Raw genomic sequence first — 16,476 nt, forward strand, 5'->3', positions numbered from 1 at the left:
GGGGCCGCGGCTGGGCCGGCCAGAGCTGAGTGACCCACCGCCGGCTCGGCCAGAGCTGAGTGACCCACCGCCGGCTCGGCCAGAGCTGAGTGACCCACCGCCGGCTCGGCCAGAGCTGAGTGACCCACCGCCGGCTCGGCCAGAGCTGAGTGACCCACCGCCGGCTCGGCCAGAGCTGAGTGACCCACCGCCGGCTCGGCCAGAGCTGAGTGACCCACCGCCGGCTCGGCCAGAGCTGAGTTCGGTCAACTGCTCAGCGATCAGAGTTGACTTCGGTCGGTTGCTCTGAGATCGGTCAATTAATTGACCGATCTCAGAGCAACCGACCGAAGTCGTCCCTGGCGAACACGCAGCTGACCGAACTCGCGCAGTCAGGACCGGGGCAGCAGTGGGTCGGGGCGGGCCGCCGCCACGGCGTCGAGCGGCAGATGCCGGGTAAACCTGGCGATCATCGCAGGAACGTCGCGCTTGTCCGAAGCACTGGTGGTCTCGACCGTGACGCCGGCCTGACGGATCGCCTCGGCGCGAGCCTTCTCGCCCAGGTACTCCCGCGCGGGATCGTGACCGGAGCGGACGCCGTCGGGCCGGTACTTCACCCGTCCGTCGAACTCGATGCCCAGTGCCCACTGCTCGTACCCGAGGTCGGTGTGGAAGAGGCCGGCCTCGGTCCTGACCGGCATCTGCGTGGTTGGCCGGGGCAGGCCGCGACGCAGGATCTCGTACCGGACCCAGGTCTCCCAGGCAGACTGCGCGCCTGCGTCGGCCAGCTCGATCACGCGGCGGGCCCGGCGCTTGCCACGGTGGCCCGGCTGCGCGGCGAGCACCCCGAGCAACGTCTCCCGTCCGATGCCCATCGCCAGCGCGGAGTCGGCGATCACGAGGGCTTCAAGAGGGTGCAACGTCCGCGCGCAGTCGACGACGGTGCGCGCGAGCGAGGTCACGGGCAGTCCCGAGGCAGCGGTGATGTCCTCGGGGGCGATGGTCCAGGCGTGCCGCCGCACGTCGTCGGCCGCGTGGCCCGAGGCTCGGTAGCGCTGGTAGACGTGTGTCTCTGCCGGCGTCCTCCAGACGCGGCAGCCGAGGAGCAGAGCGGCGGACGTGTGGCCGAAGACGTGGTCCGCCCTGAGCTGGGAGTGCAGGGCACCCACCCGCGCGAGCGCCTTCTTTCGCTCTTCCCGTGGGGCGCTTGACGGTCCGTCCACACGAATCTGGTCGGGAGCACAGTAGGCGCCGCGGCGGACTCTGAGTACTTCGCCGGCCCGAGCCGCAGCGGCCAGCTTGTTGCGGTCGTGGTCCAGGGTGAGGGCGACCGCGGGAATCACTACGGAGTTCATGGTTCGACGGTGCATCATCGCCGTCAGCCACGAAGCCGGGCCCGGGCGAGCTGTGCACAGGCCCGGATAAAGCAGGACTGTGGTCGCGCTCCGATCGTTGGGGCGTCGTCATCCGGGGCCATGTACTGCGCCAGAATTCTTTGGCACCTGCCGGGGCTTCGGTCAGTTGTGTGCCCACCCGACATGACTTCGGTCGGTTGCGTGCCCACCCGACATGACTTCGGTCGGTTGCGTGCCCACCCGACATGACTTCGGTCGGTTGCCCTGAGATCGGTCGATTAAATGACCGATCTCAGGGCAACCGACCGATGTCAGCTCCGGCGAATGGGCAACGGACCGATGTCAGACCCAAGTGCTGTGCGGCAGTGGACCGAACTCATGGAAGGCATTGGCCACCGCGTGGCATCGGGCCGTGCCCAGGCAGTGGGCGCTACCGCTGGTCGTCGGTGGGCGGCGCGTACGGGTTCGAGTGGCGGGGGACCGTGCGCTGCGTCGGTACGTCGTCCGGGTCGACCGTCTCGTCCGGGCGCTGGTCGGCCAGCGTGTCCGACGGCGGGGTCGGCGCGGCCTGCGGTTCAGCCAGGGTGTCGGTCGGCGCTGACGTCGGGGTGTCGTCCGGAGCCGCCCCACCACCGGTCGGCGGCTCGGGCTCAGCGACCGGCGCGTCCGACGGCGGCGCATCGGCCGGTGCCGCTGCGCCAGCCACAGCACCAGCACCAGCACCAGCAGCACCACCAGGACGCATGGCGCCGTACCGGGGCTCGCCCGTCGGCGTGACCCAGCGCGGGTCGGTCGGGCGGGACGTCGGCGGGGCGGCGGGCGCCGTCGGCCCACCGGGAGCCTGAGCGGCCGGAGCCGGGGGCACCACCGGCGCCATCGGGGCCGCGACCCCCACGGATGCGGCGCGTGCCTTGCCCAGCCCGCCCGGCGAGCGCACCAGGAGTGCCCGCGCGTCGGCGGCGTGGTCGTGGCCGCAGAGGATCGCGTAGGTCGCGGCCACGATCTGCGACGACGACGTGAAGTCACGCCGCCCGCCCGTGAACGTGTACGACAGGATCGAGAACAGCAGACCGAACCCGGCACCGAGCGCGATACCCGCCAGCATCACCTGGAAGCCGGAGGAACCCGCGAACAGCGTGAGCAGCAGCCCCACGAAGAAGCCGAACCACGCGCCGGACAGGGCGCCCGCGAGCGCCACCCGCCCGTACGTGAGACGCCCCGTGACGCGCTCGACCATGCGCAGGTCGGTGCCCACGATGGTGACGTTCTCGACGGGGAACTTGTTGTCGGAGAGGTAGTCGACCGCCTTCTGCGCCTCCAGGTAGGTGGAGTACGCGGCGACCTCGTCACCGGCCGGCAGGGTCGGGACCTTCGGGACGGCACCAGGGCGAGACATGGTCATACCCCATAGTCTCCCCTACCTGGGCACAAGTGGCGAGGAGCGTGCCACAGTACCGGGCCGTAGGCTGACCAGCGTGAGCGCCAGCACCAGGGTTTTTGTCGCACGTCTGGCAGGCACCGTGGTCTTCGACCCCATCGGGGACCAGGTGGGCCGGGTTCGTGATGTCGTCGTGCTGGTCCGGGCGAAGGGTGCGCCGCGGGCGGTGGGCCTGGTGGTCGAGGTCCCGGGCCGACGCCGCGTCTTCCTCCCCCTCACGCGAGTGACGAGCATCGACGCCGGCCAGGTGATCAGTACCGGTCTGGTGAACCTGCGGCGGTTCGAGCAGCGGGCCATGGAGTCGGTGGTGCTGGGCGAGCTGCTGGACCGCCGGGTCCAGCTCAAGGACGGTTCGGGCGAGGTCACGATCGAGGACGTCTCGATCGCGCAGCAGCGCACCGGCGACTGGCTGGTCGACCAGCTGTTCGTACGGCGTCGTTCGACGCGAGGATCGGCTCCGTTCCGCCGCGGATCCACCCTGACGGTGCCGGTCGACGCCGTGCAGGACCTCACTGCCCGGTCGGCCGAGCAGGGCGCCGCCCGCCTGCTGGAGGCGTACGAGGACATGCGCGCGGCCGACCTCGCCGACGTGATCCGCGACCTGGGGACCGCTCGCCGGCTGGAGATCGCCGGCGCGCTGAACGACGAGCGCCTCGCGGACGTGCTGGAGGAGCTCCCGGAGGAGGACCAGGTGTCGATCCTGTCGGGCCTGGACACCGACCGCGCGGCCGACGTGCTGGAGGTCATGGAGCCCGACGACGCCGCAGACCTCCTGAACGAGCTGCCCGAGGAGCAGGCGGCTCAGCTCCTCAACCTGATGGAGCCGGAGGAGGCAGCCGACGTCCGGCGCCTGCTGGAGTACGCCGAGGACACGGCGGGCGGTCTGATGACCACCGAGCCGGTGATCCTCGGCGCGGACGACACGATCGCCACGGCCCTGGCCTCGATCAGGCGGGCCGAGCTGCCGCCCGCCCTGGCTTCCATGGTGTTCGTGGTGCGGCCGCCGCTGGAGACGCCGACGGGGCGGTTCCTCGGCGTCGCGCACTTCCAGCGGCTGCTGCGCGAGCCGCCGCACGCCGCCGTCGCGTCCGTGCTGGACGCCGAGACCGAATGGCTGACGCACGACGCGTCGGTGGGCCAGGTGACGCGCCTGCTCGCGGCCTACGACCTGCTGGCTCTCCCGGTGCTCGACGCGCAGCGCCGGCTGCTGGGCGTGGTCACCGTCGACGACGTCCTGGACCACATCCTCCCGGACAACTGGCGGGGCAGCGACGACGAGCGCCTGGAGGCGATCGCCGCGCAGGCGGTCCCGAGGGCGCGGCGGGAGCCGGCACAGCGGGAGTCCACGCGACGGGAGGCGACCCGTGGCTGACCGCTTGGACACTCCGCTCGCCAAGGGCCGCACCCTGGTCCCCCGATTCCGGCTGGACCAGGACGCCGTCGGGAAGGCCACCGAGGCCATCGCGAGGTTCCTGGGCACGCCCCGGTTCCTCATCTATCTCACGGTGTTCTGCCTGGTCTGGCTCGCGTGGAACATCTGGGCCCCGGAGAACCTGCGGTTCGACAGCGCCGCCAACGGGTTCACGGCGCTCACCCTGATGCTGTCGCTGCAGGCGAGCTACGCGGCCCCGCTGATCCTGCTGGCGCAGAACCGGCAGGACGACCGCGACCGCGTCACGGCCGAGCAGGACCGGCAGCGCGGCGAGCGCAACCTCGCCGACACGGAGTACCTGGCCCGGGAGATGGCGGCGCTGCGGCTCGCGCTGAGCGAGGTCGCCACGCGCGATTTCGTGCGCTCGGAGATCCGCAACCTCCTGGAGGAGCTCGACGAGAAGGACCGCGGTCAGGGCTCCACGTCGTCGTGGACCACGACGCGCGACAGCTCGTAGGCCCCGCCGGGCAGCTTCCAGTAGTGCAGCCTGCGGGCCGACGGCGTGTTGACCTGCAGCGACACCCGCCAGCACACGGCGCCGTCGTCGCGGTGCCGGATCGGGTCGTCGCCGCCCGCGCCCGTGCGCAGGCGGTGCACCTGCAGGCCGTTCATCTCGGGCGCCAGCCCGGTCAGCACCATGACGAGCGTCCAGACCACGCGGTCCCGGCTCACGCCCTCGACGTCGGTCAGCGAGGCGAGGAACCGGGTGCCGAGCGTGTAGTCCGCCAGGGGACGCAGGGGCTTCTCCGCGGCGGGGATCGCCCGGGCCCACTCGGCCAGCACCTCGAACCGGAGCTGCTCCTCGTCGTCGACGAAGTACCGCTCCTCGGGCACCTCGACCCCGGCGTCGCCCAGCCGACGGCGCAGCCGCGCGGCCTCCTGCCGCGCCTTGCGCAGGGCCGTGGCCTGCTGCTCCGCGCGCCGTTCGCTGCGGTCGAGCCGTTCCGTGAGCTCGCCGACGCGCCCCAGCAGGCGGTCGACCTCGAGCTCGACCTGGCGCCGCTTGACCTTGTCGTCCAGCAGCTCCTTGCCGAGCGCGGTCACCTGGGACCGCGCGGCGTCGAGGGACAGGCTGAGGTCGCGCGCCGCCTTCCCGGTCGGCTCCGGCAGCGCCTCGGACGCGGCGGGCGACGGCAGGGCGTCCTGCCCGCCGGCGTGCCACGCGGCCACGTCCCCCGGCGTCGGCTTCCGCTGGCCGCCCGGCGGCGTCGGCACGGGCCCCGCGTCGACGCTCGCCGCGCGCGGGCCGGCGGCCGCTCCCTCGCGGCCCGGCTCCACCGCAGGGCCGGGACCGGCCGGGCGCACGCCGAACAGGTCGGCGGGCGTGGGCGGCGGGGCGGCTTCGGCCGACGGGGCGGCCTCGACCTGACGAAGAACACCCAGCGAGCGCCCGGTCTCGACCGGCGCGACCAACGACGGCTCGGCCAACGGGGGCTCGGCCTGCTGGGGTTCGAGCCACGGCGGCCCGCCGTCCAGCAGCGCTATCGCGGGGACGGGCTCGTCCTCGGACTCGTCGACGTCGTCCAGCCGCAGCGCCAGGCCGTCGAGCGGCGCGGGCACCCTGCGGGCCAGCACCACCTCGCCCTTGGTGAAGAGGTCGCTCAGCAGGTCCAGGTCGTTGCCGGTGATCTCCGCGCGGCGCACGCGCACGAGGACGCCGGGCGCCAGGGCGATGCGGACGCCGTCGTCCTCGACCGACTCGACCCGGCCGAGCACCACCTGGCCCACGCGGTAGGCGGCGTTCACCGCCCGGCGCAACGCGTCGGCGTCGGGCAGCATGCCGCGCACGTCGAGGAGCCGGCGCACCGGGTCGAGCACGCCCACCACCCGCATCCCCGGCGCTAGCACCCGCGCCAGCGCGACGGAGGGGAAGACGAGCTCCTCCGCGATCGTCGCCTGACCGCCGTCGTCCGTGCTGACCAGGGCGCGCGTGCCGAGCACGCCCAGCACCTTCCCGTCGACCGTCGTCGCGTCCGGCGCGGACCGCGCCGCGCCCACGATCCCCGCGCGCACGGCGAACCGCATGACGTCGCTGACCAGGCGGTCGCGCACGCGGGCGTCCTCGTCCTGGGAGTAGGCGAAGTGCAGCGGCGAGCGCCGCGGCTGGTGCACCCACTCGAGGTCGGTGCCGTAGACGCGGGAGGCGCCGCCGTAGACCTGGGTGTCCGGCGGCATGCCGGACGAGAACGCCCACGACACGTCGCCCGTCGGGATGACGACGACCTCGGCGAGCCCGGCGACGTCGTCGAGCACCCGCTGCGGGTCCACAAAAGGGGCGTCGTATCCGGCCGGGGTCGAGATGACGACCACCGGCCAGCCGCGGCCCTGCCGCTGCAGCGTGGCGGCGAGCTCGCGTGCCTGGTCCTCGGAGGTGACACGCCGAACTCGCGCTGGCACGCGTGGCTCGGTCATGGGGCCTCCTCACCCTTCGTGGTGACGCAGCGTACCGGTAGCAACTGACTGCCCCTGCAAGGATCGAGAAGATAACCCCGATACCGGAGCGTCTGGACCCCGGTCATAGGATCGAGCCATGACCCTTGTCGACTCCCCCGCACTCGAGGCGCGCGTCCGCGACGCGCTGACCGGTGTGCTCGACCCCGAGATCCGGCGCCCCATCACCGACCTGGGCATGGTCCGGTCGGTAGAGGTGGACGACGGCGGGCACGTCGCCGTCGGCGTCGACCTCACCGTCGCGGGCTGTCCGATGAAGTCGACGCTGATCAAGGACGTGACGGCGGCCGCGACGGCCGTCGACGGGGTGTCCGGCGTCGACGTCGAGCTGGGCGTCATGACGCCAGAGCAGCGGTCCTCCCTGCGGTCGATGCTGCGCGGCGGCGCGGGCGACCCCGTCATCCCGTTCTCGCAGCCGGGCTCGATGACCAAGGTCTTCGCTGTGGCTTCCGGAAAGGGCGGCGTGGGCAAGTCGTCCGTCACGGCGAACCTCGCGGTGGCGATGGCGGCGCAGGGCCTGTCGGTCGGCGTGATCGACGCCGACATCTACGGCTTCTCGATCCCCCGCATGCTGGGCGTGGACCGGCAGCCGACCCGCGTCGACAACATGCTGCTGCCGCCCATCGCCCACGGGGTCAAGGTCGTCTCGATCGGCATGTTCGTGCCGCCGGGGCAGCCGGTGGTCTGGCGCGGGCCCATGCTGCACCGCGCGCTGGAGCAGTTCCTCGCGGACGTGTTCTGGGGCGACCTGGACGTGCTGCTCCTCGACCTGCCGCCCGGCACGGGCGACATCGCCATCTCGGTGGCGCAGCTCCTGCCGTCCTCCGAGATCCTCGTGGTCACGACGCCGCAGGCCGCGGCCGCCGAGGTCGCCGAGCGCGCCGGGTCGGTGGCGACCCAGACGCAGCAGGGCGTGGTCGGCGTGGTCGAGAACATGTCGTGGCTGGAGCAGCCCGACGGCACCCGCCTGGAGATCTTCGGCGCGGGCGGCGGCGAGAAGGTCGCCGCACGGCTCACCGAGGTGCTGGGCACGGAGGTGCCGCTGCTCGGCCAGGTGCCGCTCGACGTCGCAGTCCGCGAGGGCGGGGACTCCGGCACGCCAGTGGTCCTCACCGACCCGGACTCGCCCGGGGCGAGGGTGCTGGCCGACGTCGCCCGCGGGCTCGCGAAGCGCCGGCGCGGGCTGGCGGGCCGCAGCCTGGGGCTCTCTCCGGTCTGAGTCAGCGCCGGGGGTAGGCGAGGACCGGGCGGCGCCGGTCTGACCCACGCCGCCGCGGCTCGTCAAAGACGACCCCTACACACTGCACGCCGTCGTCGGCGTGTCGCGTGCAGTGTGTAGGGGTGGACGGGAGCGAATCAACCGCGGACGGCCGCCAGCACTTCCTGCTCCTCGTCGCGGGTCAGGCCCGTAACGTTGGCGTCCGGCGTGGCGCGGAGCCACGCGAGGGTGTCGCGGGCGGTCTCCGCGACCGGCCGGACCCGGAGGCCGGCACCCAGCGATGAGGTGGCGTCATGCGTGAGCATGCCCGCCCAGTCCGGGTCGCCGATCCACATCGGGATCGAGCGCGGGCCCGACCACGGCTTCACCTCGCGCTCGGTCAGCGCTTCTGCGGATACGGGCACCAGCTCCGGGTCGACGCCCACCCCCGCCGCCACCTGCGCAAGCACCTCCGAGCGGGGGAGCGGCGGGCAGACGCCGTCGAACACGCCGGTGGTGCGGCGCTCCGCGGCCGTGACCATCCAGTCGGCGAGGTCGCGGACGTCGATGATCTGGACCTCCTCGTCCACCGGTTCCGGGACGAGGACCGGCAGGCCGTCCTCGGCGGCCTGCGCGAACCGGGCCGGCCAGTACGTGAACCGGCCGCTCGGGTCGCCCGGCCCGACGATCAGGCCCGGCCGGATCACGAAGGCCGCCGCCGTGCCCGACAGGACCGTGTTCTCGCACGACACCTTCATGGCGCCGTACGCCTCGGGGCTGGAGCTCGGATCCTCGTCGGTCTCGATCGGGTCGAGCAGCGGGAGCGTGTCGGGTGTGCCGCCGGGCGTGGCGACGTCGGCGTAGACGTTGATGGTCGACACGAACGTCCAGTGGGCGTCCGGGAAGGCCGCCACCGCACTGCGCACGTGCGAGGGGATGCGGGAGACGTCCACGACGGCGTCGAACCGGGCGTCCGCCAGCTCCGCCGGCACCGCGTCGGCGCGGTCCCAGCGGACGAGCGTGGCGCCGTCGGGCACCGTGCCGCTCACGCCGCGCGCCGCGCACGTGACGTCGTGCCCGCGGGCCACCGCGGCCTCCGCGACCGCGCGGGACAGAAATACCGTTCCACCGAGAACCAGGATTCGCATGGCCCCCACCGAACCGCATCGCGACGGTGAGGGCACGCGGATCTGCTCGTGGCGAATCTTCGGAGGGCGGACGGGCGCGTGGCCGGGGCCCGCCGGGAATCGTTCATCGCATCTCGGAGCATCCTGCGCGATTCCCGGGGGCCCGTCGTCGGGAAGCGTATTCCCACCTGGCGCTTCGAGGACCTACGGTGGTGTCCGGGGCACCCACGCACGTTCCGACCCGGACAAGGAAGTCCTCATGACGCACAGCACACACCGTCGGCGCGCCCTCGCGGGCAGCGCCGCCCTGGCAGTCGCACTGACGACGGTCGGCCTCGCAATCGGGCCGTCGGCGGCGGGCTACGGCGAGGCAGTGATCGAGCCCGTGGAGACCGACCTCGCGGGCAAGGCCTGGGTCACAGCCCACGCCACCAGCAACGACGCCGATGCGGGCCGCGCGCTGGACGACGACGAGGGCACCGCCTGGACGCCGTCGGACCGCACCGCGAGCGGCGCTCACGGGAAGCAGTCGCTCACCGTGGACCTCGGCGGCGCCTACGACGGGCTGCACAAGGTCGAGGTGGTCCTCGCGGACGCGGCGCCCGCGCGCTACGTCGTCGAGACCTCCACCGACCGGAAGCGCTGGGTGACCGTCGCCGACCACAACGACGGACGCAGCGGCGCCGCCGGCACCACCGCCCTTGTCGACAGCGAGGGAACCCGCTACCTGCGGGTCCGGTTCGCCGCGACGAACGCGGGCACGGGCGTCGCCGAGGTGCACGCGTACAACTACCTGCGCGAGGACCTGGTCCTCGGCGCCGACCTGTCCTACGCCGACCAGGAACGCGACCAGCCCTACTACCTCGACGCGGAGGCGGCCCTGGCCGGCGAGCCGGACCCCGGCCCGCACCTGCTCGACGTCGTCAAGGACCGCGGCATGGAGCACCTGCGCCTGCGCATCTGGAACGACCCGCGCGACGAGGGCACCGGCGTCGAGACGGACCCGGCGTACCAGGGCCCGGAGCGCTCGCTCACGGTGGCCCGCGAGGTCGTGGACCACGACATGAGCCTCGGCATCGACTTCCACTACGCCGACAGCTGGGCCGACCCGAGCAAGCAGCCCAAGCCGCGCGCCTGGGCCGAGCTGCCCTTCGACGAGCTGACCCAGGAGGTCCACGACTTCACCGCGGACTACCTGACGCAGCTGGCGGAGCAGGGCACCACCCCGGCGAAGGTCGCGGTGGGCAACGAGGTGATCAACGGCTTCCTGTACGGCAGCGAGGCGCAGATCATCGGCACCACAGCGCCGCAGTACTTCGTGGACGAGGCCGACGTCTACCAGTCGCAGCCGGGCGGCGGCCTGCTCTGGGACTACTGGCGCAGCGAGGACCCCGCCGAGCAGCAGGCCTACACCGAGCAGTGGGACCGCTTCGCGACCCTCATGGCCTCCGGCATCAACGCCGTGCGCGAGGCGTCCCCGGAGTCCGAGGTCGAGATCCACGCGATCGTCGACACGGGCCGCCTCGACAAGACCATGGAGTTCTGGACGCAGCTGCTCACCCGGCTCGAGGCCGCCGACGCCGCCCCGGACGTGCTCGCCCTGTCCTACTACCCTCAGTGGCACGGCAGCCCCGAGGACCTCGAGCACAACCTGTACACGATCGCGGAGGCCTTCCCGGAGTACGCGCTCGACGTCGCCGAGACGGCCTACCCCGCCGAGAGCTGGCCGCCCGGCGACCCGACGCCGCTGCCCAACTCGCCGTTCCCCGTGACCGTCCAGGGCCAGGCCGACGCGATCCAGCGGGTCTTCCAGGTCGCCAACGACGTGCCCGGCAACCGGGTGCAGGGCGTGCTGGTCTGGGAGCCCGCGAACTGGCAGCCCATGTTCACCTGGGTCGAGACCGATGCAGGCTGGTTCCCCGAGGCCAACGCGTCGCTCGACGTCTACCGCGACAGCGACGTCACGCATGTCCTGGAGGACTCCGTGCACGTGGTCACCGAGGTGGACGACGACGTCCGGCTGCCCCGGACCGTCGGCGTCCTGTCCCCCGGGGACGGCCTGGCGCGCACCCGCGTCGCCTGGCAGGACGTGCCCGACGACGCGACCGCGACCCCCGGCACGTTCACCGTCGACGGCACCACGAAGTACGGTCCGGTCACGGCGACGATCCACGTCGTACCGAACCGCTGACCCGAGCTTGGTTGTGGGCGCGATCGTTGAGCCTGAAGCGGGCACGCAGTCACAACGATCACGCCCACAACCAAGCTCTTGAGTTCCACAGATACACCTGAGAGAGGACCCTCATGTCTGAGACCCCGAGCTTTGTGCCCGGACCGCAGTTCGACGGCTGGCTCACCGGCGTCGAGCAGATCAGCTACGGCGGCGACTACAACCCGGAGCAGTGGCCCGAGGAGGTCTGGGCGGAGGACGTCCGGCTGATGAACGAGGCGGGTGTGAACCTCGTCAGCCTCGGCATCTTCAGCTGGGCGCTGCTGGAGCCGCGCGAGGGCGAGTTCGACTTCGGCTGGCTGGACCGCATCATCGGCCTGCTGCACGAGGGCGGGATCCGGATCCTGCTCGCCACGCCGACGGCGGCCCCGCCCGCCTGGCTGTTCGCGGCCCACCCGGACGCGCGGGTGGTCGACCGGGACGGCACACCCATGGGCCCCGGCTCCCGCGGGCTCATGGCGCCGACCGCGCCGGCGTACCGGTCCGCGGCCCTGCGCATCAGCACCGAGCTGGCCGAGCGGTACGGCAAGCACCCGGCCGTGGCGGGGTGGCACGTGCACAACGAGTACGGCGCGCCGGTGTCGCTCGACTACTCGGTCCACGCCCAGCGCGCGTTCCGGCTGTGGCTGCGCGAGCGGTACGGCTCGCTCGACGGGCTGAACGCCGCCTGGGGCACGGCGTTCTGGGGCCAGGTCTACGGCGACTGGGAGCACGTGCAGGTGCCGGCCGCCGCGCCGACGTCGGTCAACCCGGCGCAGCAGCTCGACTTCGCGCGGTTCTCCGACGCCGCCCTGCGCGCCTGCTTCGTCGCGGAGCGCGACGCGATCCGCGAACACTCCGCGGCGCCGGTGACCACCAACTTCATGGCCGCGAGCTGCCCGTCCACGGACCTGTTCGCGTGGGGCAAGGAGGTCGACGTCGTCTCGAACGACCACTACCTCTGGGCGGCGAACCCGCGAGCACACGTGGGGCTCGCGCTGGCCGCCGACCTCACTCGGTCCGTAGCGGGCGGCAAGCCGTGGCTCCTGCTGGAGCACTCGACGTCGGCGGTAAACTGGCAGCCGCGCAACGTCGCCAAGCGGCCCGGGGAGCTCGCCCGCAACTCGTTCTCGCACCTGGGCCGCGGCGCGGACGCCATCATGTTCTTCCAGTGGCGCGCCTCCCGGTCCGGCGCGGAGAAGTTCCACTCCGCGATGCTGCCGCACGCCGGCACGGGCTCGCGGGTCTGGCGCGAGGTCGCCGAGCTGGGCGCGAACCTCGGGCGGCTGACCGAGCTGCGCGGCTCCCGCGTGCACGCCGACGTCGCCCTGGTGTGGGACTACGAGTCGTTCTGGGCGCAGGACCTCGAGCACCGGCCCAGCGAGGGCACAAGCCACCGGGAGCGCATCGACACCTACTACGACCGGCTCTGGCGGGACGGCCACACCGTCGACCTGGTCCGGCCGGGCCAGGACCTGTCGGGGTACAAGCTGGTGGTCGCCCCGGCGTCGTACCTGCTCACGGCAGACGACGCCGCGAACCTCACCGCCTACGTCGAGGCCGGTGGCACGCTGCTGGTGAGCTACTTCAGCGGAATAGTCGACGAGCACGACGCCGTGCACCCGGGTGGGTTCATGGCTCCCCTGCGCGACGCGCTGGGCGTGTGGGTCGAGGAGTTCCTGCCGCTGCGCGAGGAGGAGTCCCTCACCGTCGCGTACCGGGCGGGGGCGGCGGGAGCTGGTGCGACGAGCACCAGCACCAACGAGCTCACCGGCACGGTCTGGGCCGACGACCTGGTCCTCGCGGGCGCCGAGCCCGTCGGCACCTACGCCGACGGCCCCAAGCCGGGCGGCGCCGCGATCACCCGGCACCGCCACGGCGCGGGCACGGGCTGGTACGTGTCGACCAACCTGGACGTCGACGCCCTGGCCACGGTCATGGCCGACGTGTACGCGGGCGCGGGCCTGGCGCCGTCGGGCACCGTGGAGGGGCTGGAGGTGGTGCGCCGGCGCGGCTCGTCCGCAGCCGGGGCCGCCGAGTACGTGATCGCGATCAACCACAGCGACGACGACGCGAAACTGCCCCTGGACGCGCCGGCCACCGACCTGCTCACCGGGGACGCCGTCGCGGGCGACGCGGACGTGCCCGCAGGCGCCGTCCGCGTGCTGCGCCAGGACGCCTGACGCCGCACGCCGCAGCACGAGCGCGCCGGACCCGCGGTCTCGCTGCCTGACCCGCTGCGGGTCCGGCGCGCAGAGAGGGCAATAATCAGTTCCGTGACCACCATCAACTGGCTCGAGGCCTGGAGCGCCGAAGAAGGCGCGCACCGGGTCGACGAGCTCTTCACACGTTCGTTCGATGGCTCCCCCGAGGGCGTCTGGTCCGCCCCCGGCCGGGTCAACCTCATCGGCGAGCACACCGACTACAACGCCGGGCTCTGCCTCCCGACGGCGCTGCCGCACCGCACCTACATCGCGCTGCGGCCGCGCGAGGACGACCAGGTCCGGCTGGTGTCGGCGCAGGCAGAGGGCATCTGGGAGGCCCGCCTGTCCGATATCGCGCCCGGCGCGGTGCAGGGCTGGGGCGCCTACGTGGCCGGAGTCGCCTGGGCCCTGGCCGAGGCCGGCCACAAGGTCGGCGGCTTCGACGCCGCGGTCGACTCGTGCGTGCCGTTCGGGGCCGGGCTGAGCTCCTCGGCAGCGCTGGAGGCCGCCGTCGCGGTGGCCCTGGACGCGGTGGCCAGCCTCGGTCTTGCGGCGTCCGACGCCGGACGCGCCGAGCTGGTCGACGCCAGTCGGCGCGCGGAGAACGAGATCGCGGGCGCGCCCACGGGCGGTCTCGACCAGTCGGCGTCGCTGCGCTGCCGTGAAGGCTACGCGCTGCTGCTCGACTTCCGGCCCGGGCTGAACCCGCTGGAGTCCGGCGTGCCCGTACCGTTCGACCTGGCCACCGCCGGTCTGACGCTCCTGGTCGTCGACACCAGGGCCGAGCACTCGCACGTCTCCGGGGAGTACCGGGCCCGCCGCGAGAGCTGCGAACACGCCGCGGAGCTGCTCGGGCTGGACTCGCTCCGCGACATCGCGCCGACCCTCGGCGGCATGGGCATCGACCGGGCGCTGGCCGAGCTCGAGCCGCACGACCCCGACGGCGTGCTGCGCCGCCGGGTGCGGCACGTGGTGTCCGAGATCGACCGCACCGCGCGGTTCGCCGACCTGGTGCGGGAGGGCCGTGCGGCCGACGTCGGCCCGTTCATGCTCGCCTCGCACGCCTCCCTGCGGGACGACTACGAGGTCTCCTGCCGCGAGCTCGACCTCGTCGTCGAGTCCGCAGTGGCGGCGGGCGCGCTCGGCGCGCGCATGACCGGCGGCGGCTTCGGCGGCAGCGCCATCGCGCTGGTCCGCCTGTCCGACGTCGATACGGTCGCCCGGGCGGTCGCGGACGCCTTCGCGGACGCGAACCTGATCGCTCCCGCGTTCCTGCTGGCCCCGCCGTCGGCCCCGGCCGGCTGACCCCATCCCGCCGAAGTAGAACCAGGGCGAGACAGAACTTTGGCGAGGTAGAACCGCGGCGATTGCCAGGGTTCTATCTCGCCAGAGTTCTATCTCGCCCTACTTCGCCGCGGTTCTACTCCGAGCGTGCGAGAGTGCGGGTGGGCGGGCGAGTGGCGGGCTACAGCTCGTACGTGGCTACCACCGGGGCGTGGTCGCTCCAGCGCTCGGCGTAGGTCGGCGCGCGGTCGACCTCGACCTTGCGGCACGCGTCCGCGAGCGCCTCGTTCGCGAGCTGGTAGTCGATGCGCCAGCCGGAGTCGTTGTCGAAGGCCTGGCCGCGCCACGACCACCACGTGTACGGCCCGGGCCCGTCGCCGGCGTGCTTGCGGCCGAGGTCGGTCCACCCGTGCTCGTCGAGCCAGCGCGTCACGTAGGCACGCTCCTCGGGGAGGAAGCCGGCACTCTTCAGGTTGCCCTTCCAGTTCTTCATGTCCACGTTGTGGTGGGCGATGTTGAGGTCGCCGGCCACGACCGCGGGGGCCTGCGCCGTGGAGAGCTCGGCGAGGCGCGCCGTGACCTTCTCCAGGTACGCGTACTTGGCCACCATCGTGTGTTCCTCGCCGGGCCTGGTGGAACCGGAGTGCAGGTAGGTGGAGACGGCGGTGAGCGTGCCGCCGTCGGGCAGCTGGACGTCGGCCTCGACCCAGCGGCCGGTGTCGGTGTCCGGCTCCGGGGCGCCATCGGGCCCATGGGCCGCGAGACCCGTGCGGACCTCGCCGAGCGGCAGGCGGGACGCGACGAGCACCCCGGCGCGGCCCTTGACCTCGCTCTCCGCGTGCGCCACGTGCCACCCGTCGAGCAGCTCGCGGGCGATCTTGTCGGGGGCACGCACCTCCTGCAGCAGCAGCACGTCCGGTGTGCGGGTGGCGATCCAGGAGTCCATCCCGCGGCGGACGGCGGCGCGGATCCCGTTGACATTGGCTGTGGCGACGATCAGGGGCACCGGGGAAGCCTACTTGCCGCCTCTGACAGTCCCCTTCTGCCCAGTGATGCGGCCCGTGGACGTCGGAGTCCCGCGCCGAATCACTGGGTAGGAGCGGGCTGCGCACGCCCGCTCGCTCACGCCCCGTCGGGGGCCGCCTGCAGTGCGGCGACGTCGATCTTGCCCATGTTGAGCATCGCGTTCATCGTGGCGATCTGCGCGGGCGTCGAGTACGTGCCCGAGAGCTCCTCCAGCTCTTTGGGGATCACCTGCCAGGACACCCCGAACTTGTCCTTGAGCCAGCCGCAGGCGCCGGGCTCGCCGCCGTCGGCGGTGAGAAGGTCCCAGTAGTGGTCGACCTCCTCCTGGCCCTCGACGGACAGGTAGAACGAGAACGCCTCGTTCAGCGTGAAGTGCGGGCCGGCGTTCAGCCCGGTGACGGGCAGGCCGGCCACCGTGAACTCCACGACGAAGTCCGCGCCCGGCTCGGCACCTGGCACGTCCTCCGGCGCCTTCATGACGTTGTCCACGGACGAACCGGGGATGTGCTCGGCGTAGAACGCGGCGGCCTCGCCGGCCTTGTTGTTCCCGAACCAGAGATGCGCTCGAACGGTGACCATCGTGTCCTCCTGGGTGATCGAGGGGCGCCGGTGGCCCCGTCCCCTGGTCCGACCCGGTACCCGCCGAAAACTCATCGGCCGGAGCGGGTTGGCGGGAATCGGCCTTCGCGTGCCGGGCCTGCTCTGCTCCTCGTCCCACGGAGCGCCGAGGCGGTGGCTCGACCCATCCATGGCAGGCATCCAACCAGCCGCCG

General features: G+C 72.6%; 12 protein-coding genes. 6 read left to right on the top strand and 6 right to left on the bottom strand.

The window, feature by feature from the left end; all coding sequences use genetic code 11:
• Nucleotides 1–371: 371 nt before the first annotated feature.
• Complete coding sequence (locus C8K30_RS06795; protein WP_108492137.1) at nucleotides 372–1,334, bottom strand: hypothetical protein; 963 nt, start codon at nucleotides 1,332–1,334, stop codon at nucleotides 372–374.
• Nucleotides 1,335–1,764: 430 nt separating this feature from the next.
• Nucleotides 1,765–2,736 carry a general stress protein gene (locus tag C8K30_RS06800; RefSeq protein ID WP_233257027.1) on the bottom strand — a complete coding sequence of 324 codons (972 nt, stop codon included), beginning with the start codon at nucleotides 2,734–2,736 and terminating at the stop codon, nucleotides 1,765–1,767.
• 73 nt (nucleotides 2,737–2,809) lie between these two features.
• On the opposite strand from C8K30_RS06800, the gene C8K30_RS06805 reads away from it, so the two are divergent.
• On the top strand, nucleotides 2,810–4,144 hold the full coding sequence (locus C8K30_RS06805; RefSeq protein ID WP_108492138.1) for a magnesium transporter MgtE N-terminal domain-containing protein: 1,335 nt from the start codon (nucleotides 2,810–2,812) through the stop codon (nucleotides 4,142–4,144).
• A complete protein-coding gene (locus tag C8K30_RS06810; protein ID WP_108492139.1) occupies nucleotides 4,137–4,661 on the top strand; it encodes a DUF1003 domain-containing protein in 525 nt (174 codons plus the stop codon). Before C8K30_RS06805 ends, C8K30_RS06810 begins: the two co-directional genes overlap by 8 nt.
• On the opposite strand, the gene C8K30_RS06815 is transcribed toward C8K30_RS06810, so the two are convergent.
• A complete protein-coding gene (locus C8K30_RS06815; protein ID WP_108492140.1) occupies nucleotides 4,616–6,616 on the bottom strand; it encodes a hypothetical protein in 2,001 nt (666 codons plus the stop codon). The genes C8K30_RS06810 and C8K30_RS06815 overlap by 46 nt on opposite strands.
• A 118-nt stretch (nucleotides 6,617–6,734) precedes the next feature.
• Between C8K30_RS06815 and C8K30_RS06820 the strand changes: the two genes are divergently transcribed.
• Nucleotides 6,735–7,874 (top strand): Mrp/NBP35 family ATP-binding protein, encoded by a 1,140-nt coding sequence (locus tag C8K30_RS06820; protein WP_108492141.1) that lies wholly within the window; start codon nucleotides 6,735–6,737, stop codon nucleotides 7,872–7,874.
• 137 nt (nucleotides 7,875–8,011) lie between these two features.
• On the opposite strand, the gene C8K30_RS06825 is transcribed toward C8K30_RS06820, so the two are convergent.
• Complete coding sequence (locus C8K30_RS06825) at nucleotides 8,012–9,001, bottom strand: NAD-dependent epimerase/dehydratase family protein (protein WP_233257028.1); 990 nt, start codon at nucleotides 8,999–9,001, stop codon at nucleotides 8,012–8,014.
• A gap of 238 nt (nucleotides 9,002–9,239) precedes the next feature.
• Here C8K30_RS06825 and C8K30_RS06830 point away from each other — a divergent pair, with 238 nt between their 5' ends.
• The 3 genes from C8K30_RS06830 to galK all read left to right on the top strand — a co-directional run bounded on the left by C8K30_RS06830 (nucleotide 9,240) and on the right by galK (nucleotide 14,698).
• On the top strand, nucleotides 9,240–11,171 hold the full coding sequence (locus C8K30_RS06830) for a glycosyl hydrolase 53 family protein (protein WP_158280950.1): 1,932 nt from the start codon (nucleotides 9,240–9,242) through the stop codon (nucleotides 11,169–11,171).
• A gap of 113 nt (nucleotides 11,172–11,284) precedes the next feature.
• A complete protein-coding gene (locus tag C8K30_RS06835; protein WP_108492143.1) occupies nucleotides 11,285–13,372 on the top strand; it encodes a beta-galactosidase in 2,088 nt (695 codons plus the stop codon).
• Between the two features lie 93 nt (nucleotides 13,373–13,465).
• On the top strand, nucleotides 13,466–14,698 hold the full coding sequence (gene galK / locus C8K30_RS06840; RefSeq protein WP_108492144.1) for a galactokinase: 1,233 nt from the start codon (nucleotides 13,466–13,468) through the stop codon (nucleotides 14,696–14,698).
• A gap of 160 nt (nucleotides 14,699–14,858) precedes the next feature.
• Here galK and C8K30_RS06845 read toward each other — a convergent pair whose 3' ends face one another.
• Nucleotides 14,859–15,683: an exodeoxyribonuclease III gene (locus C8K30_RS06845; protein WP_108492145.1), complete on the bottom strand. Its 825-nt coding sequence runs from the start codon at nucleotides 15,681–15,683 to the stop codon at nucleotides 14,859–14,861.
• 116 nt (nucleotides 15,684–15,799) lie between these two features.
• Nucleotides 15,800–16,282, bottom strand: coding sequence for a VOC family protein (locus C8K30_RS06850; protein ID WP_108492146.1), 483 nt, complete (start codon nucleotides 16,280–16,282; stop codon nucleotides 15,800–15,802).
• Nucleotides 16,283–16,476: the final 194 nt, after the last annotated feature.

This window comes from Promicromonospora sp. AC04 (genome assembly GCF_003058225.1).
Lineage (GTDB): Bacteria > Actinomycetota > Actinomycetes > Actinomycetales > Cellulomonadaceae > Promicromonospora.

Bases quoted from the DNA above. Each gene is read 5' to 3' on its own strand.
- C8K30_RS06835 (WP_108492143.1), top strand. From the start codon at position 11,285: ATGTCTGAGACCCCGAGCTTTGTGCCCGGACCGCAGTTCGACGGCTGG.
- C8K30_RS06800 (WP_233257027.1), bottom strand. From the start codon at position 2,736: ATGACCATGTCTCGCCCTGGTGCCGTCCCGAAGGTCCCGACCCTGCCG.
- C8K30_RS06850 (WP_108492146.1), bottom strand. From the start codon at position 16,282: ATGGTCACCGTTCGAGCGCATCTCTGGTTCGGGAACAACAAGGCCGGC.
- C8K30_RS06830 (WP_158280950.1), top strand. From the start codon at position 9,240: ATGACGCACAGCACACACCGTCGGCGCGCCCTCGCGGGCAGCGCCGCC.
- C8K30_RS06825 (WP_233257028.1), bottom strand. From the start codon at position 9,001: ATGCGAATCCTGGTTCTCGGTGGAACGGTATTTCTGTCCCGCGCGGTC.
- C8K30_RS06795 (WP_108492137.1), bottom strand. From the start codon at position 1,334: ATGAACTCCGTAGTGATTCCCGCGGTCGCCCTCACCCTGGACCACGAC.
- C8K30_RS06820 (WP_108492141.1), top strand. From the start codon at position 6,735: ATGACCCTTGTCGACTCCCCCGCACTCGAGGCGCGCGTCCGCGACGCG.
- C8K30_RS06815 (WP_108492140.1), bottom strand. From the start codon at position 6,616: ATGACCGAGCCACGCGTGCCAGCGCGAGTTCGGCGTGTCACCTCCGAG.